Genomic DNA, 16246 nt, shown 5'->3' with positions numbered 1-16246 from the left:
CTACGACCCCGTCACCCACCAGACCAACAACAAGATCAAAACGACTCCCGAGACGGCTCCGGCGGCATAGAGGTTGACTCAGGAAACTCACGCGGCCGCCTTGGTGCGGGCGGCGTCGAGGGCGGTGAGCCAGGCGTCGAGGTCGGGGCTGCGCAGCAGGGTGGTGCCGACGAGCAGGGCGGCGTAGCCGGCGTCCAGGAGGCGGGCGCCGTCGCGGGGGTGGGTGATGGCGGAGGCGGAGACGGGGGCCGGGCAGCCGGCCCGGCGCAGGGCGGGCAGCAGGCGCAGGCTGCGGGTGAGGTCGCCGCGGTCGCGTTCGCGGGTGCGGATGTCCTTGTTGTTGACGGCGACGACGCATTCGGTGATGCGGGGCAGGGTGTCGAGTTCGCGTTCGTGGGTGATCTCGACGAAGGGGGTCAGGCCGAGGTCGAGGGCGCAGGTGACCAGGCGGCGCAGGGAGGTGGCGGGCAGCAGGCCGGCGGTGAGCAGGACGGCGCAGGCCCCGAGGGCGCGGGAGGCTTCGAGTTGGGCGGGGCGGGTGAGGAAGTCCTTGTGGAGGACGGGCAGGCGGGTGGCGGCGGTGACGTCGCGCAGCAGGCGGGGGGTGCCGCCGAACCAGCGTCCGGTGACGACGGACAGGCAGGGGGCGCCGGCCTGTTCGTAGCGGGTGACGAGGTCGGTGACGGTGCGGTCTCCCAGGAGGTCGGCGCCGTGGGGGTCGCGGAGTTTGACTTCCATGACCAGGGGGCGCCGGGCGGTGAGCAGGGCGTCGAGGAAGCGGGTGCTCATGTGGGGGTCTCCTGGAGGCGGGGGTGCCAGGCGCGGGTGAGGGCGGTGACGGCTTCGCGGGTGAGGCGTCCGGTGCGGTCGCGGGCGGCGGTGTCGATGTCGGCGCCGGCGTACAGGGGGTGGTCGGTGACGGTGCGGTAGGTGTCGCGGTTGGCGGGGGTGAGGCCGCCGGCGAGGAGGAAGGGGATGGTGAGGCGGGGCAGCAGGGCGTGGACATGGGCGGGGTGGAGGCTCTGGCCGGTGGAGCCGACGCGGCCGTCGTCGGTGACGGTGTCCAGGAGGAACAGGTCGCAGCCGGCGCGTTCGAAGGCGGTGGTGAAGGCGCGTTCCAGGCAGCGGCCGCGGGAGAGGTGGAGGACTTTGACGAGGACGGCGTAGGGCAGGCGCTCGCGCAGGTCGGCGACGAGGGCGGGGCTCTGGTAGGCGTGGAGCTGGATCCAGCGGATGCCGGTGGCGCGGGCGAGGGCGGCGATGGTGGCGGCGTCGTCGAGGAAGGTGACGAGGACGGGTTCCAGGCCCAGGCGGATGGCGGTGGCGGCGAGGTCGGCGAGGGGGCCGGCTTCGAGTTCGGCGGGGCCGCCGGGGATGCCGTGCCACAGGCCCACCAGGGTGGGGCCGGTGTCGGCGAGGAGGGTGAGGTCGGCGCGGGTGCGGGCGCCGCAGACCTTGAGGTGGCCGGTCCCGGCGGGGGCCGCGAGGGCGGGGGCGCTCATGTGCCCAGTCCGAGCATGGAGGCGATGCGGTTGTACTGGATCTCGTTGCTGCCGGAGTAGATGGTGCCGGCGACGGCGTTGCGCACGTCCTTCTCCAGTCCGTATTCGGACATGTAGCCGTTGCCGCCGAAGACCTGGACGGCGGCGAGCGAGGTGGCGAGGTTGGATTCGCTGGTGAGGAGTTTGGCGATGGCCATGTCGACGGTGACGTTGTCGCCCTCTTCCAGGCGCTGGGCGGTGTCGTAGAGCCACTTGCGGGCGGTTTCCAGGCGGATCTTGGTGTCGACGATCTTGTTGGCGACCGACTGGTAGGAGCCGATGGGCTTGCCGAAGGACATGCGGGTCTTGGCGTAGTCGAGGCAGCGTTCGAGGCGGTGCTGCATCTCGCCGGTGTTGACGATGAAGGAGTAGAGGATCTCGCGTTTCATGACGTGGTCGAGGACGAGGAAGCCGCCGCCGACGCGGCCCAGGACGCGGTCGGCGCCCACGCGCACGTCGTCGAGGTGGAGTTCGCACAGGGGGGAGGTGCGCAGGCCCATCTTCTTGATGGGGTTGCCGCGGGTCAGGCCGGGGGTGTCGGCGTCGAGGAGGAAGGCGGTGACGCCGAGGGCGCCGCCCTGGGGGTGGGTGCGGGCGTAGACGACGATGACGTCGGCGACGGGGCCGTTGGAGACGAAGGTCTTGGCGCCGTTGAGGACGAAGTGGCCGCCGTCGCGCACGGCGCGGGTGCGCATGCGCATGGCGTCGGAGCCGGACTCGGTCTCGGTGATGGCGTGGGCGCCGATGGCCTCGCCGGAGGCGATGCGGGGCAGGTAGGCGTCTTTGAGGGCGGGTGAGCCGAAGGCCTGGAGGGGGACGCCGGTGGAGGCGAGGGAGGTGGTGACGGAGAAGTTGAGGCCGCCGTCGCGGCAGGTGTGGCCGAGGCCTTCGAGGACGTACATGGTGGTGAGCAGGGACTGGCCCAGGCCGCCGTGGCGTTCGTCGAAGGGCAGGGAGAGGATGCCGGTCTTCTGGACGAGGCGCCATTTGTCGTGGGAGAAGGCGCCCTGTTCGTCGCTTTCGATGTGGCCGGCGCTGAGGTCGTCGCCGAAGCGGGCCAGGGCCTCGCGCAGGGCCTTCTGGTCGGCGTTCCAGCGGATCATGGGGTGTGCCGCCTTCCTCCCGGGCCCGCCGGTGGGAGGGGCCCGGGGTGGCCGGCCGGCGCGCGGGTGCGCGCCGGCGCTCGTTCGTTCGGTTCGCGGGGGGTCTCGCGCCGGGGGGCGGCCCCGGGGGGCTAGTAGGCGGAGGAGGAGTGGGCGTCGAGCTGGTGGACCTCGTCGCCGCGCAGGGCCGGGGAGAAGACGCAGACCAGGCGCAGGTCCTCGTGGGGGCCGGCGACCAGGTAGTGGGCGTCGTGGCGGTCGAGGGCGTAGAGGCGTCCGGGGGTGATGGGGTGGGAGGTGCCGTCCATGTCGATGACCTCGCCGGAGCCGGCGATGCAGTAGCAGGCCTCCAGGTGGTTGCGGTACTCCAGGCGGGACTTGGTGCCGGCGTTGACGGTGGTGTCGGTGAGGCTGTAGCCGAGGCCGTCGCTGGCGACCAGGAAGCGGCGGGACAGGCCGTTGCCCCACTCGACGGTCTTCACGTCGGCGATGTCGCGGATCAGCATGCGGGTTGGTCCTCTCGGGTGGCGGGATCGGTGGGGGTGCGGGGGGTGCTGAGGGGGGTGGTGCGTCCGCCGCCGGTGCCCGGGGGTGCGGGGCGGGCGGGGCGGAGGTCGGTGAGGTGGGCGCGCAGCTGCGCGACGGGGTCCAGGCGGTGGGCGGCGGCCTGTTCGAGGCGGGCCACGGCCGCGGAGCCGATGATCGCGGCGTCGGCTCCGGTGGCGGCGACGGCCTCCAGGTCGGCGGCGCTCCTGACGCCGAAGCCGACGGCCACGGGGGTGGCGGGGGCGGCGGCGCGCAGCGTGGCGACGGTGCCGGCCAGGGTGTGGTGGCCGGTGGCGGGTGCGGTGCCGGAGCGGCCGTAGTGGGCGACGAGGTAGACGTAGGCGCCGGCGGCGTGGCGGGCGGCGTCGGCGAGGGTGGCGGGGGTGGAGGCGGGGTAGCAGGTGGTGACCTGTGGGAGGCCTTCGTCGTGCAGGGCCTGGCGCCAGGGCTCGCGCAGGCGTGGGGGCAGGGCGTGGACGAGCAGGGCGCGGGCTCCGGCGTCGGCGACGGCGCGGGCGGCGTGGTGGGGGTCGTGGTGGCGCAGGCTGTGGCTCCAGTCGGCCAGCAGCGCGATCTTGAGGTGTTTCAGGCGGGGGGTGAGGTCGGCGAGGTGGGCGAGGACGGTGTCCAGGGTGGTGCCGGCGGCGAGGGCGCGGGCGGCGGAGCGTTGGATGACGGGGCCGTCGGTGGGCGAGTTGGGGAAGGGGACGGCCAGTTCGAGGACGTCGACGCCCTGGTCGTCGAGCATGTGGGCGAGGTCGGTCAGGGGGGCGGCGGGGTCGCCGGCGTTGAGGAAGACGGCCAGGCCCAGGGTGTGTGGGGGGAAGAGGCGTTCAGACACCGGCCACCTGCCGGGAGCGGGTGCGCAGGCGTTCGGCCAGGCGGCGGGGGGCGCCGTCGGCGAGGGCGTCCAGGGCCAGGGTGTAGGCGGTGTGCCAGTGGGTGTGGCGGCCCGAGGCGAGGGCGAGGGCGGCGGTGTTGAGGGCGATGGTGTGGGTGGCGGTGGGTGAGGCCTGGCCGGCGAGGGCGGCCAGGAAGTGGCCGGTGAGGTCGTCGGGGTGGGGGGCGAGGTCGGCGAGGGTGCCGGTGGCGGGGGCGACGGAGCCGGCGGGCAGGTGGATCGTGCCGTGGGGGGTGTGGAGGGTGTTGTCGGCGAAGGGCAGGAGTTCGTCGGCGCCGGCGCTGTTGTGGGCCAGCCACACGGCGCGTCCCGGGGTGTGGGGGGCGAGGTGGCGCAGGGCGGTGAGGGCGGCGGGGGTGGTGCCGGTGAGCTGGGCGGTGACGGGGACGGTGGCCAGCAGCGGGCCGAGGGTGTTGAGGAAGGCGCCGAAGGGTTTGAGGGTGAGGGGGTAGAGGGTGCGGGCCAGGCGGGTGAGGGCGGGCGGGTAGACGTGGGGGCCGGCGAAGGCGATGTGGTGGCGGGCGAGGTGGTCGGCGGTGGCGGCGTGGCTGGAGGTGAGGGTGATGCCCAGGCGTTCCAGCAGGTCGACGGAGCCGGCGGCGCTGGTGTAGGCGCGTGAGCCGCTCTTGACGACGGGGATGCCGAGGGCGGCGGCGGTCAGGGCGGCGGCGGTGGAGAGGTTGAAGGTGGCGGGGCCGCCGCCGGTGCCGACGATGTTGACGCTGGCCGGGTGGGCGGGGCCGGGGTGGGGGGCGCGTTCGGTGAGGGAGCGGGCCAGGGCGGTGAGGGTGGCGGGGTCGGGCAGGCGGGTGGTGAGGCAGGCCAGCAGGGCCGCCGCCTGGGCCCGGTCGCTGTCGGCCGGGCGCAGGGTGCGGTGTTCGAGCTGGTCCCACCACGAGCGCCAGGCGTCCAGGTCGACGGGGCGTCCGGCGAGCAGTGCGGTCGGGGCCGGGTGCATGGTGGTCAGCCGCCCACCGTGGTGGTGGCGGCCGCGGTGCGGCGCTGGGTGATGAAGGCGTCGATGGCGGTGACGGAGCGGAAGTTGTTGGGGTCGAGGTCGGTGTCGTCGACGGGCAGGGCGAAGTGGTCCTCGACCCAGGCGATGAGCTTGAGGACGCCGAGGCTGTCGATGACGCCGTCGGAGAGCAGGTCGTGGTCGTCGGCGAGCTGGGCGGGGGTGACGTCGGGCAGGAACTCCTCGATGAGGAAGCGCTTGATCCGGTCGATGTTGCTCATGGCGGCAACTCCCTTGTGCGGGTCGGTGGTTGACTGGCCGGGCGGCCGGGTGGCCGGGCGGCCGGGTGGTGGCCGGTGGCTGGCCGGCCGGGTGGCCGGTGGCCGGTGGTGCGGGTCAGGGGGCGGGCAGGGCGGCCCTGCGGTCGACCTTGCCGGTGGCGGTCCTGGGCAGCGGGGTGTCCTGGATGGCGAGCTTCTCCGGGACGGCGGCGCGCGGCAGGTTGCGGGCGAGGTGCTCGCGCAGGGTGAGGGTGTTGAGGGCGGAGCCGGGGGCGCGGTGGACGGCGGCGTGCAGGCGCTTGCCGGTCAGCGGGTCGGCGGTGGCCGCGACGGCGGCTTCGCGCACGTCGGGGTGGGCGAGCAGGACGCGTTCGACCTCCGCGGTGTTGACGGCCACCCCGCGGACCTTGACCTGGAAGTCGGCGCGGCCGGTGAGGTGGACGCGGCCGGCTTCGTCGCGGGTGACGAGGTCTCCGGTGCGGAACCAGCGCCGGCCCTCGCCCGCGCCGGGGGGCCGGGTGGTGAAGCGCCCGGCGTCGCGGGAGCGGTCGAGGTAGCCGGCCGCCTGGAAGGGGGTGGACACGTGCAGTTCGCCGTGGCCCGGGCCGGTGAGGGGGGTGCCGTCGGGGGCGGTGATGAGGACGCGGACGCCGGGCAGGGGCTCGCCGATGGGCACGGGCAGGGCGGCGGCCGCGTCCAGGCGGTCCAGGCGGTGCAGGAAGCTGTCGTTGGTCTCGGTGCAGCCGTAGATGTTGTACAGCCGGGCGCCGGGCAGCAGCGCGGGCAGGGCCGCCAGGGTGCGGGCGTCGATGGCGTCGCCGGTGAACGCGGCGTGCTCGACGCTGTCCAGCACGGCGCCGGCGGGGCCGGCGGCCTGGAGGAGCAGGGCGTAGGCGAGGGGGACGGCCTGCAGGACGTGGGGGCGGTGGCGGGTGAGCTGGGTGAGCAGGTGGCGGGCGTTGAGCGCGTGGGCGGGGTCGATGAGCAGGCAGGTGCCGCCGGCGGCGAGGGTGGCCCACACGTCCAGGAGGGCGAGGTCGAAGTTGAGGGGGGCGTAGCCGGCGACGGTGCGCGCGGGGCCGAGGTCGAAGGTGTCGTGGGCCCAGGCGGTGAAGCGGTCCACCGCGCTCTGGGCGAGGGGGACGATCTTGGGCAGGTCGGTGGAGCCGGAGGTGGTGAGCATGAACGAGGTGCCGGCCGCGAGGGTGGGCACGGGCTGGGGGTGGGGCGGGGCGGGCAGGGCGGGCAGGTCCTGGCCGGCGGGGGCGAGCAGGTGGCGGGCGCCGGCCTGGGCGTAGAGGGCGGCCAGCAGGGCGGGGGGCAGGTGCGGGGAGGGCAGCAGGAAGGGGCGGCGTTCCATCAGGCAGGCCAGGACCAGGGCGATGGCCGCCGGTGACTTGGCGGCGAACAGGCCCACCGGTTCCCCCGGTGCCAGGTCCAGGGTGGTGAGGCGCTGGCGTTCGGCGTCGGCGGCGCGGGCGAGGTCGCCGTAGCTGACGGCCTGGTCGTGCCAGAGCAGGGCGGGGGCGGTGGGGCGGGTGCGGGCGTGGGCGGTGAACGCGTCGGGCAGCGTCAGCGGTGCCGGGCGGGTGGGGTGGAGCGGGCCGGGGGCGGGGGTGGTGGTCATCGCGTTCACCGTCCCGCCGGGGCGATGCGCGCCCAGCCGGCCTTGACGGCGGTGCCCGCGTCGGTGGCGATGGTGAAGCGCACCACCGTGCCGCGGTCGTGGGGCTGGACGGTCAGGCGCAGCCGGGTGCCGGGGGTGGTGGGGGCGCAAAAGCGGGCGCCGAGGGCGGTCAGGCGGGTGGGGTCGGCGTCGGCGTGGTGGTCGGTGATGTGTTCGGCGGCCAGGGCGAGCAGGTGCATGCCGTGGGCGATGGGGGCGGGGAAGCCGGCCGCGCGGGCGGCGTGGGGGTCGAGGTGGATGGGGTTGTGGTCGCCGGCGGCGTGGGCGTAGGCGTGGGTGTCGGCGGTGGTGAGGGTGTGGGTGGTGGTGCGGGCCTGGCTGTCGGGGGTGGTGCCGGGGTGGGTGGCGGTGGGCGGGGTGCCGTGGGGGTGGGTGGTGGTGGCGCCGAGGAGGAGGGCGGTGGTGGTGAGGTCGGCGACGGGGGTGGCGGTGGCGGGGTGGGTGAGGCGGGTGGTGAGGGCCAGGCGGGTGCCGCGGCTCTCGCGGCGGGCGGCGGTGATCTCGACGGCGGCGTCGAGGTCGCCGGGGGCCAGGGGGGTGTGGGTGTGGATCTCCTGGGCGAGGTGGATGACGCCGGTGAAGCCGGGGTCGTGGGCGGTGAGGGCGGTGACGGTGTGCTGGGCGAGGGCGTGGGCGGCGGCGAAGGGGTGGGCGGGGCTGGCGCCGGGGCGGGTGGGGGCGGGCAGGTGGGCGCGGGCGGCGGTGCGGTAGGCCGTGAGGTCGGCGGCGGTCAGGTGCAGGCGGGTGCGCGCGAGGGGTGCGGGTGCGAGGGGTGTGAGGGGTGTGGTCATAGCGGGGTCACCACCAGGGTCGTGTTGTGGCCGCCGAAGCCGAACGAGTTGGACAGCGCCGCGCCCGGGCGGATCGGGCGCGCGCCGGTGTGGACGACGTCGAGGTCCAGGCCCTCTTCGGTGTTCTCGTGGTTGGCGGTGGGAGGGACGAGACGGGCGTTCATGGCCGTGATGGCGGCGATCAGTTCGACGGCCCCGGCGGCGCCGATCAGGTGGCCGATGGCGCCCTTGGTGGAGGTGACCGGCACGCCGTGGGGGCCGAAGACGGTGCGCAGGGCGGCGGCCTCGGCGCGGTCGTTGTGCACGGTGGAGGTGCCGTGGGCGTTGACGTGGGCGATGTCGGCGGGGGTGAGGCCGGCGTCGGCGAGGGCGGCGCGCATCGCGGCGACGGCGCCGGCCCCGTCGGGGCGCGGGTTGGACAGGTGGTAGGCGTCCGCGCTCGCGCCGTACCCGGCGAGCAGCGCGTAGGGGGTGCGGGCGCGGGCGGTGGCGTCGGCGAGGCGTTCCAGGACGAGGAAGCCGGCCCCCTCCCCCATCACGAAGCCGTCGCGGTCGGTGTCGAAGGGCCGGGAGGCGCGGTGGGGTTCGTCGTTGCGCAGGGAGTGGGCGCCGAGGTTGCCGAAGGCGGCGAGGGTGACGGGGGTGAGGGTGGCCTCGCAGCCGCCGGCGATCACCACGTCGGCGCGTCCGCTCGCCAGGAGCAGGGCGCCGTGGCCGATCGCGTCGGCGCCCGAGGCGCAGGTGGTGGCGATGGTCAGCGCCGGGCCGCTCCAGCCCAGGCGCATGGCGATCTGGGCGGCGGCCGCGTTGGGCATGGTGAGCAGCGGCATCAGGGGGGAGACCCTGAGGGGTCCGTGTTCGGTGTACAGCGCGGATTCGCGGTCGCTGGTGGTGCGTCCGCCCACGGCGGTGCCCACGACGATGGCGCTGCGTCCGGGCTCGGGGTGGGGGTGGCCGGCGTCGGTGTGGGCGGCGAGGGCGGCGAGGGTGGCGTAGCGGGCGAAGGGGTCCAGGCGGCGGGCGTCCTTGGCGGGCAGGAGGGGGTTGTGGGGCGGGTTGGTGACGCGGCAGCCCAGGCGTACCCGGTGGCGGGTGAGGGCGGGGTCGTCGAGGGTGGTGGCGGTGGGGCGGGCGGCGGCGACGGTGTGCCACAGGTCCTCGGCGGTGTGGCCGGCGGGGCTGATGACGCCGAGGCCGGTGACGGCGATCGGCGGCCGGTGCTGGGGGGCCATGGCTTCGTCTCCTGTGCGTGTGGCGTGCGGGCGGCCCGGTCGTGTGGGGGTGGGTCAGATCAGGCCGGTCTGGGTGGCGGCGGTCAGGAACGCCTCGGCGGCGAAGTCGATGTCGGCGGCGGTGTGGCGGGCGGTGACGGCGATGCGCAGCCGGGCGAGGTCGTTGGGGACGGCGGGGGTGACGACGGGCAGGCCGATGACGCCGGCTTTGCGGCAGGCGGTGGCGTAGTCGTAGGCGGCGTCGTCGCTGCCGGCGATGACGGGCAGGACGGCGGTGGCGGAGTCCATGGTGGAGATGCCGGCGTCGTTGAGGCGGCTGCGCAGGCGGTGGGCCTGGGTCTGGGTGTGGGTGACGCGTTCGGGTTCGCGGCGCAGGATGCGCAGGGATTCCAGGGCGGCGCCGGTCTGGGCGGGGCCGAGGGCGGCGGAGAAGAGGAAGGGGCGGGCGGCGTAGCGCAGGTGGCCGATGAGGTCGTGGCTGCCGGCGACCCAGCCGCCCATGGAGGGGATGGCCTTGGAGAGGGTGCCGAGTTTGACGTCGACGCGTACCCGGTGGCCGAAGTGTTCCTCGATGCCGCCGCCGGTGGGGCCGATGACGCCGAGGGCGTGGGCTTCGTCGACCATGAGGAGGGCGTCGTAGCGGTCGCAGACCTCGCGCAGGTCGGGCAGGGGGGCGATGTCGCCGTCCATGGAGTAGACGCTGTCGACGATGACCAGGCGTACGCCGGTGGGGGCGCAGGCTTTGAGGCGGCGTTCGAGGTGGTCGACGTCGTTGTGGCGGAAGCGGGTGACGGTGGCGCCCGACAGGCGGCAGCCGTCGACGATGGAGGCGTGGTCGTACTTGTCGATCAGGACGGTGTCGCCCTGGCCGACGAGGGCGCCGACGGTGCCGACGTTGGCGGCGTAGCCGGAGCCGAAGACGAGGGCGCGTTCGCGGTGGGCGAAGCGGGCGACCTCGGCTTCGAGTTCCTCGTGCAGGGGGATGGTGCCGGCCAGGGCGCGCACGCCGTGGTTGCCGGTGCCGTAGACGTCGAGGGCGGCTTTGGCGGCGGCGACGACGCGTTCGTCGCCGGCGAGGCCGAGGTAGCTGTAGCCGGACATCATGAGCAGGCGTTCGCCGTCGAGGTCGCAGTAGGCGCTGTCGCGTTCCATGGTGTAGGCGACGAAGCTGTTGCGCCGGGAGGGGTCGGACTCCAGGTGGGCCACGCGGGCGTTCGTCGCGGCCAGTTTGGGGTCCAGGCGCTGCCATGCTCCGGTGGCGTTCACGGGCGTTTCTCCTTCACGGCGTCACGGCTTTCACGGTTTTCCGCGGGCTTTCGCGGGCTTTCGCGGTTTTCGGCGGGCTTTCGCGGTTTTCGGTGGTTTCCGGCGGAGCGGTCGCGGGCTTTCTCGGTTTTCGGCGGGGTCGCGGGCTTTCGCCGGGGTGTGGCCGGGGGGTGTGGCGGGTGTTTCGCGCGGGGGGTGTGGCGGGTGTTTCGCTGGGTGTTCCGCGGGGGCTCGAAGGACGGGGTGTCCTTTCGCGGGGCCCGGTTTTCTCGAAGCCTTCACGCGGGGTGCTCAAGGATGGCTACATTTCTACGCCAGGATGCGCAAGGCGTCCGCAATAGCCGGTTTCCTGGCCTGCGGTAACGCTCTGACGTGCGGAAACCTTGCGCCCACGACGCATCGGCGGGCCGGTGGGAATGTTTCCGCTACCGGTGTTGACACCGCGCGATACGGCGAATGTATGGTCGAAATCCGCCGAAAACCGGATGGCTGGCCGGCGGTTGATGTGTGTTCCGATCCACGGTTTCCCACGCCGGCCCTCCGGTACGGGCCGTCGATTTCCGCTTTGGTTCGAGGGGGTTGGAGCTCGTGTTGCAGGGGTTCAGGGAAGACGGCCCGTCGGAGAGATCGGGGGCGCGCGCATGCTGATCCGCCTCACCGGCCTGGTGGCGGTCGAGCACGAGGACGGCGCCCCGCGGCACCTGTCCAGCGCCCAGGCCCAGGTGGCGTTCGCCCGCCTGGTGCTGGAGCGCTCCGGCGGCACCAGCCGCGACCAGCTGGCCGACACCATCTGGCCCGACGGGCTGCCCGACACGTGGGCGTCGGCGCTGCGCAGCGTGGTGTCGCGGGTGCGGGCGTTCGTCACCGCTCCGGGGCAGGGTCCGGGGGCGACGCCGCTGATCGCCCAGGGCGGGCGGTACGTGCTGCGTCTTCCCGCGGACGCGGCGGTGGACCTGGAGGCGGCGGCCTCGGCGGTCGGCGAGGCCGGGGAGGCGCTGGCGGGGGGCGGTCACGCGGTGGCGCAGCAGCTGGCCGCGGGGGCGCTGGCGAACCTGCGCGGGGCGTTCTTGCCCGATCACGAGGGCGAGTGGGCGCAGGGGGTGCGCGAGCACGTGGAGGAGTTGCGCATCAGCGCGCTGGAGACGGCGAGTCTGGCGGCTTCCGCGCTCGGGGAGGAGCACCACGCGCTGCGGTGGGCGGACGAGGCGGTGCGGCGGGCGCCGTTTCGGGAGAGTGCCTACCGGTGCCGGATGGAGGCGCTGGCGGCGTCGGGGAACCGGGCGGAGGCGCTGCGCTGTTACCAGCAGTTGCGGCAGGTGCTGGCGCGGGAGCTGGGGATCGATCCGGCGGCCGAGACGCAGGAGTTGTATCTGGCGCTGCTGCGTACGCGGGCGCCGTCGGTGCCGGCGCCGTCGGCGGTGCGGGCGGTGGATCCGGTGCTGATGGGCATCTTCGAGCCGTTGGCGCCGGCGCGGCTGGCGCGTGCGGTGCCGGCGCCGGTGCGCGCGGCCTGACGGGCCCGGGGGGCCGGGGGGCCTTGTCCCCGCCGGTGGCGGGGGGCGGGGGTGCGGCGGGCGGCGGGCGGCGGTTTCCCGTGCGCGGTCGAGGGGTCCGTGCCGCGGGCGGCGTCCGCCCCGCCGCGCGCCGGCCCGTCCGTCTGTTCCGTCTCCTCCGGCCTGTCCCGGGGGGCCGCTTGCCGGTGGTGCCCGGCCCCGTCCGCGCGCCGCGGCTTTCCTGCGGCCTGCCCCGGACTCCCCGGGCCGCGGCGCCCGCCCCGTGCACCGTGCGGCGGGCGGCGGGCTCCCGCCCCACCTGCCTCACCCCCGCCGCCCCCGGCCGCGCGGCAGCGCCCCTCCCCCACCCGCGCGTCACCGGCTTCCCCACCGTGCCCCGGGTCGCCGCCCACGCGCGTCATCGGCCTTCCCCGGCCGCGCTCCGGGCCCCGGCCTGCGGTCCCCGGCCCTGTGCGGAGTGCGGCGGTTCCCGCCCCGCCTGCCTCACCCCACCGCAGGCCGCAGCAGCGCCGCCACGCGCAGCAGCCGCCGCGCGCAGGCTCCAGCCCACGCGCGCCACCGGCCTCCCCGTCCGCTCTCCGGGGCGCTGCGGCGCCCTGTCCCCGGCCCCGTGCGGCGTGCAGCGTGCGGCGTACGGCGGGCTCCCGCCCCGCCTGCCTCACCCCCGCCGCCCCCGGCCGTACGACGGCCCCCTCCCTCGCCACCGCACACAGGCCCGTCCGCACGCCCCCAGCCTCCCCCGCCGGCGCCCCGGGCCACGGGCTCCCGTCCGCGCCCGGCGCGCGGCGGTTCCCGCCCGCCTGTCTCACCCCTGCCGCCCGGCCGCAGCAGCAGCCGCCGCGCGCAGGCCCCTTGCCCTCGCCGTACCCGGCCCCCGCCCTGTCCCGGGTCCCGGCCTGCGGCGTGGAGCGGTGTTGCGCGGGTGTTGCGGTGGGCGTTGCGGGCAGGCCGGTCGTAGTAGCGTCGTGCACGTGAAGTCGCGCGTGACGCGCGGTTTTTGACCATCTGACGGACGGGGGCCGAGTGTTGGGAAGGGGTGGTGGGTGTGGGACGGGCACGCGTGGCGGCGCGGGTGATCGTGCACCCTGGTGTGGAGGACGTGAGCGTCCAGAAGGTGCTGGAGGCGCTCGCTGATCCGGCCCGCCGGACGGTGGTGCGCACGCTCGCGCACTCCGGGGCGGATCTCAGCTGCGGTTCCTTCGAGCTGCCGGTGGGGCGTTCGACCTCCAGCCACCACTTCAGCGTGCTGCGCGAGGCGGGGGTGCTGCGCCAGTACTACGTGGGCACCACCAAGATGAACGCGCTGCGCAGCGAGGAGCTGGAGCGGCGTTTCCCGGGTCTGCTGGCGGCGGTGGTGGCCGCCGCGGACGCGGAGGCCGGGCAGGCCCGGGGGGTGTGAGGGAGGCCCGCTGAGCCGCCGGCGGTCGGGGCGCTCTCGCCGGTCCGGGTGCCGGCGCGCGGGTAGTGGTGGGCCTCGGCGGTGGTGTCGGGGCCCTCGACGGCGCGGTCGGCGACGGGGGCGGGGGATCCGCCGGGCGGGCCCGTGGTGACGAACGCGTGCGCGTGGCGCGGGTGTTCGCCGTCGCGGGCGGCCTCGCGCGGGCCGGCGGAGCGGCTGGTGACGGGTGCGGGGGTGTCCTGGCCGGGCGGCGGGGTCTCGCGCGGGTCCGGGCGTCCGTGGACGAGCGGGCACCCGCCCGGGGGCGAGGGCGAGGACGCCGGGGAGGGCGGCTCGTCCTCGCCGGTGGTGGTGACGTCGCGGTCGCCGGCTTCGCCCGGCCGGCGCCGGCTTCGGCGCGGGTGCGGGTGCGGGTGCGGTGGTGGCGGGGTGGGCGACCGGGCAGGGGGCGGTGCGGATCGCGGCCCGGTCCACGCCGCGGCGGCGGTGATCAGGACGTGGCCGCCGGGGCGCGGGCGGCCGCCCTCGGCGAAGGCGCCGTAGGGGGTGGGGACAGGGCATCCCCCCGGCCGCGCCCTGGGCGGGCGTGAGACCGGCGGGGTGGGGCGCGCAGCGGGCACCAGGGCGTGGGGCGGCGTGGACGCGGTCGCCGTTCCGGGAGAAGGCGGGCGCGGTGTCGACGAGGCGGTCGGCGGCGATGCCGGTGACGCCTTCGCCGGCGGCTTCGACGGTGCCCGGGGCCTCGTGGACCGAGGGTGGGGGTCCGGCTCCTGCGGTCGGGTGCCGGTGTGTCGGAGGGCCTCGGCGCGGTCGAGGCCGGGTCGCGGCCACGCTCTGGCGCGGTTCGCCGGGCCCGGGCTGGGGCAAGGGGGCGTTCGGTGGCGGTCAGGACCTCCGGTCCCCCTGGGGTCTCGGAGACGACGGCCCCGGGCATGGCGGCACACTCTCCCCGGGATGCGCGGCACGGCGGCCCGGCGCCCTCGGCCGCCCCCAGGACGCGCCCGCCAGCCTCGGTCCCGGCCGCAAAGCAAGGGGGCTTTCCCCTTATCCCAAGGTGAGTTGATGGTCTGTCAGTTAACTGTTTCCCGGGCTTGCCCAGGGGGGGCGGGCGGGGCTGTGCGGGGCGGGCCCGGGGGTGGGGCGTAGGCTGGGCGGCCATGATCGACGGTGGGCCGTGGGGGCCGGGCTGGGAGCGTACGCGCCGCTGGGTTCAGGGGCACCTCGCGCCCGGTGAGCGCATCGCGCGGGTGAGCGTGCTGAAGGGCGGCTGGACCTCGCGGATGCGCCGCCTGGACATCGAGGGCGCCGGCGGCGGGGCGGGCGGGTACGCGCTGGTGCTGCGCTCGTTCGTCCAGCCGTTCTACCGCCGCCACGCGCCGGGACTGCTGGCGCGGGAGGCGGCGGTGCTGCGCCTGCTGGAGCCCGGGGGCATCGCGGCGGCGCGCCTGGTGGGGGTGGATGCGGCGGGGGCGGTGTGCGAGCATCCGTCGCTGCTGATGACACTGCTGCCCGGCGGGGTGCGGGTGGCCGAGGACGGCCACGCTCCGCTGCGCTCGCGCCTGCTGGCCGCGCAGCTGGCCGCCGTGCACGCCGTGGACGCCGGCGGGGCCCACAGGCCGCGTGCGTGGCAGGCGTGGACGGCGCCCGGGCGGGTGGCCGTGCCCGGGGGGACCGGGCGCGGCGGGCTGTGGGAGCGGGCGGTCGACGTGATCGGCGGTGAGGTGCCCGCGCACGAGTCGTGTTTCCTGCACCGCGACTTCCATCCGGGCAACGTGCTGTTCACCGGCGAGGGCGGGCGGTCGGTGGTGTCGGGGGTGGTCGACTGGGTGGAGACGTCCTGGGGCCCGGCGGACCTGGACGTCGCCCACTGCTCCACCGCGCTGGCGCTGCTGCACGGTCCCGAGGCGGGCCTGGCCTTCGCCGGGCACTACACGGCGGCGGGCGGACGCGAACTCGCGCCGGGGCGGGCCCACTTGTACTGGCGGCTGCTGGACGCCCTGGCGTTCGCGCCCGACGCCCGGAAGGTCGCCGAGCCGTGGCGGGAGCTGGGCCGCACCGACCTGACGCCCGCCGTGCTGACGGGGCGTCTGGAGGACTACCTCCAGGGCCTGTTCGACCACTACGCCTGAGCGCCGGGGCCCGGCGCCGCCCGGGCGGGGCGGACTCCCCCGGACGAGGGCTTCGCGTCGAGGGCCGGGGTGCCGTCGGCCGGGTTCCGGGTCCTCGACGCGCGGGGCCGGCCCGTCGCCGTGCCGCGGGAGGAGAGCGGGACCGCGACCGATCCGGGCCGGCGGCGCCCGGCAGGACCCCGCCACCGTGCTCCGGGCCCGTTGCGCCTCGCGCCGCCCGCGGGGAGGGGTACCACCGGGAGCCCGAGGAAGGCCCGGCCCCGCCGCCGGTTCGGCGAGGGCGGCCCGGCCCGGGGACCTCGCCCCCTGCCCGCCACCGGCTTCTGCGGCGCCCTGTTCCATCCCGGCCGGCCGTACAGGTGAGGCGCGGGCGGCTGGACTCTTCCGGCCGCCCCTCGCCCTGAAAAGAGGAGCGGCGGTCCTTCGACGCGGCGGGCGCCGCCCGCTCCCCCTTCCCTCCCCCGGGCCATGACGGCTGCGCGGACAACGGCGGGGTACGGGCCGTGTCGCGGCAGGGTGTCCCCGGCGCCCCCAGGGGGGTGCCTCTATGTCCTTCGTCAAGGCTGCGCGGGTCATGCTGGCACGGTTTCGGGGGTGCGGGTTTCGTAGAGGGTGCCGTCTCGGAGCATGGCGAAAGGACGCTGATGCGTTGGCGGGCGAGGCGGAGGAGGGCCTGGGTGTGGGTCTTGCCGCGGTCGCGTTGCCGGTCGTAGTAGGCCCGGGAGTCGGGGTCGTGGAGGGCCGCGAACGCGGAGAGGAACATGGTGTCGGCAACGGCTGAAATCGGGCCGGTTTGATCGGTTCAATTGAGCTTCCCCCGCTGCGCGGGAGGTGCTGATTACCTGGTCAGGACGGGTGTGGGCGGTTCGACAGCCACTGGTTCGGCCGTCGCCTGGTCGGC

At 75.7% G+C, this 16246-nt stretch carries 14 protein-coding genes and 1 pseudogene; 3 read left to right on the top strand and 12 right to left on the bottom strand.

Annotated elements, in window-relative coordinates:
• Positions 1–87: 87 nt before the first annotated feature.
• From ACZ55U_RS36980 to ACZ55U_RS36930, 11 genes are all read right to left on the bottom strand, one after another.
• A complete protein-coding gene (locus ACZ55U_RS36980) occupies positions 88–789 on the bottom strand; it encodes a beta/alpha barrel domain-containing protein (protein ID WP_465533649.1) in 702 nt (233 codons plus the stop codon).
• A complete protein-coding gene (locus ACZ55U_RS36975; RefSeq protein WP_465533647.1) occupies positions 786–1502 on the bottom strand; it encodes a phosphoribosylanthranilate isomerase in 717 nt (238 codons plus the stop codon). Before ACZ55U_RS36975 ends, ACZ55U_RS36980 begins: the two co-directional genes overlap by 4 nt.
• The gene (locus ACZ55U_RS36970) at positions 1499–2644 is read right to left on the bottom strand and encodes an acyl-CoA dehydrogenase family protein (RefSeq protein WP_465533645.1); all 1146 of its coding nucleotides are present in this window, start codon (positions 2642–2644) and stop codon (positions 1499–1501) included. The genes ACZ55U_RS36975 and ACZ55U_RS36970 overlap by 4 nt, the downstream gene beginning before the upstream one ends.
• A gap of 131 nt (positions 2645–2775) precedes the next feature.
• Positions 2776–3150 (bottom strand): ectoine synthase, encoded by a 375-nt coding sequence (locus tag ACZ55U_RS36965; protein ID WP_465533643.1) that lies wholly within the window; start codon positions 3148–3150, stop codon positions 2776–2778.
• Positions 3144–4031, bottom strand: coding sequence for a tryptophan synthase subunit alpha (trpA, locus tag ACZ55U_RS36960; RefSeq protein WP_465533641.1), 888 nt, complete (start codon positions 4029–4031; stop codon positions 3144–3146). The genes ACZ55U_RS36965 and trpA overlap by 7 nt, the downstream gene beginning before the upstream one ends.
• The gene (locus ACZ55U_RS36955; RefSeq protein WP_465533639.1) at positions 4024–5049 is read right to left on the bottom strand and encodes a hypothetical protein; all 1026 of its coding nucleotides are present in this window, start codon (positions 5047–5049) and stop codon (positions 4024–4026) included. Before ACZ55U_RS36955 ends, trpA begins: the two co-directional genes overlap by 8 nt.
• Positions 5050–5054: 5 nt before the next feature.
• On the bottom strand, positions 5055–5327 hold the full coding sequence (locus ACZ55U_RS36950; RefSeq protein WP_465533637.1) for an acyl carrier protein: 273 nt from the start codon (positions 5325–5327) through the stop codon (positions 5055–5057).
• Positions 5328–5442: 115 nt separating this feature from the next.
• A complete protein-coding gene (locus ACZ55U_RS36945; protein WP_465533635.1) occupies positions 5443–6954 on the bottom strand; it encodes an AMP-binding protein in 1512 nt (503 codons plus the stop codon).
• 5 nt (positions 6955–6959) lie between these two features.
• Positions 6960–7805: a MaoC family dehydratase gene (locus tag ACZ55U_RS36940; protein WP_465533633.1), complete on the bottom strand. Its 846-nt coding sequence runs from the start codon at positions 7803–7805 to the stop codon at positions 6960–6962.
• Positions 7802–9037 carry a beta-ketoacyl-[acyl-carrier-protein] synthase family protein gene (locus ACZ55U_RS36935; protein WP_465533631.1) on the bottom strand — a complete coding sequence of 412 codons (1236 nt, stop codon included), beginning with the start codon at positions 9035–9037 and terminating at the stop codon, positions 7802–7804. The genes ACZ55U_RS36940 and ACZ55U_RS36935 overlap by 4 nt, the downstream gene beginning before the upstream one ends.
• A gap of 54 nt (positions 9038–9091) precedes the next feature.
• A complete protein-coding gene (locus ACZ55U_RS36930; RefSeq protein ID WP_465533629.1) occupies positions 9092–10303 on the bottom strand; it encodes an aminotransferase class I/II-fold pyridoxal phosphate-dependent enzyme in 1212 nt (403 codons plus the stop codon).
• 641 nt (positions 10304–10944) lie between these two features.
• On the opposite strand from ACZ55U_RS36930, the gene ACZ55U_RS36925 reads away from it, so the two are divergent.
• The 3 genes from ACZ55U_RS36925 (at position 10945) to ACZ55U_RS36915 (ending at position 15345) form a co-directional block, all read left to right on the top strand.
• The gene (locus tag ACZ55U_RS36925; protein ID WP_465533627.1) at positions 10945–11817 is read left to right on the top strand and encodes an AfsR/SARP family transcriptional regulator; all 873 of its coding nucleotides are present in this window, start codon (positions 10945–10947) and stop codon (positions 11815–11817) included.
• Between the two features lie 1099 nt (positions 11818–12916).
• Positions 12917–13216 carry an ArsR/SmtB family transcription factor gene (locus tag ACZ55U_RS36920; protein ID WP_465533625.1) on the top strand — a complete coding sequence of 100 codons (300 nt, stop codon included), beginning with the start codon at positions 12917–12919 and terminating at the stop codon, positions 13214–13216.
• Positions 13217–14373: 1157 nt separating this feature from the next.
• Entirely contained in the window at positions 14374–15345 is a 972-nt protein-coding gene (locus tag ACZ55U_RS36915; protein WP_465533623.1) for a phosphotransferase family protein, read from the top strand.
• Positions 15346–15917: 572 nt separating this feature from the next.
• Here the strand turns inward: ACZ55U_RS36915 and ACZ55U_RS36910 are convergent.
• Positions 15918–16108 (bottom strand): annotated as a pseudogene (locus ACZ55U_RS36910) (IS110 family transposase); the annotation flags it as partial.
• Positions 16109–16246: the final 138 nt, after the last annotated feature.

The sequence above is a fragment of the Kitasatospora sp. NPDC034533 genome, from assembly GCF_055575155.1.
Note: the sequence above shows the minus strand (reverse complement) of the source record. Positions and strands in the feature narration are given on the sequence as shown.

Coding starts and splice junctions, on each gene's coding strand:
- ACZ55U_RS36980 (WP_465533649.1), bottom strand. CDS start 789: ATGAGCACCCGCTTCCTCGACGCCCTGCTCACCGCCCGGCGCCCCCTG.
- ACZ55U_RS36975 (WP_465533647.1), bottom strand. CDS start 1,502: ATGAGCGCCCCCGCCCTCGCGGCCCCCGCCGGGACCGGCCACCTCAAG.
- ACZ55U_RS36970 (WP_465533645.1), bottom strand. CDS start 2,644: ATGATCCGCTGGAACGCCGACCAGAAGGCCCTGCGCGAGGCCCTGGCC.
- ACZ55U_RS36965 (WP_465533643.1), bottom strand. CDS start 3,150: ATGCTGATCCGCGACATCGCCGACGTGAAGACCGTCGAGTGGGGCAAC.
- ACZ55U_RS36955 (WP_465533639.1), bottom strand. CDS start 5,049: ATGCACCCGGCCCCGACCGCACTGCTCGCCGGACGCCCCGTCGACCTG.
- ACZ55U_RS36950 (WP_465533637.1), bottom strand. CDS start 5,327: ATGAGCAACATCGACCGGATCAAGCGCTTCCTCATCGAGGAGTTCCTG.
- ACZ55U_RS36945 (WP_465533635.1), bottom strand. CDS start 6,954: ATGACCACCACCCCCGCCCCCGGCCCGCTCCACCCCACCCGCCCGGCA.
- ACZ55U_RS36940 (WP_465533633.1), bottom strand. CDS start 7,805: ATGACCACACCCCTCACACCCCTCGCACCCGCACCCCTCGCGCGCACC.
- ACZ55U_RS36935 (WP_465533631.1), bottom strand. CDS start 9,037: ATGGCCCCCCAGCACCGGCCGCCGATCGCCGTCACCGGCCTCGGCGTC.
- ACZ55U_RS36925 (WP_465533627.1), top strand. CDS start 10,945: ATGCTGATCCGCCTCACCGGCCTGGTGGCGGTCGAGCACGAGGACGGC.
- ACZ55U_RS36915 (WP_465533623.1), top strand. CDS start 14,374: ATGATCGACGGTGGGCCGTGGGGGCCGGGCTGGGAGCGTACGCGCCGC.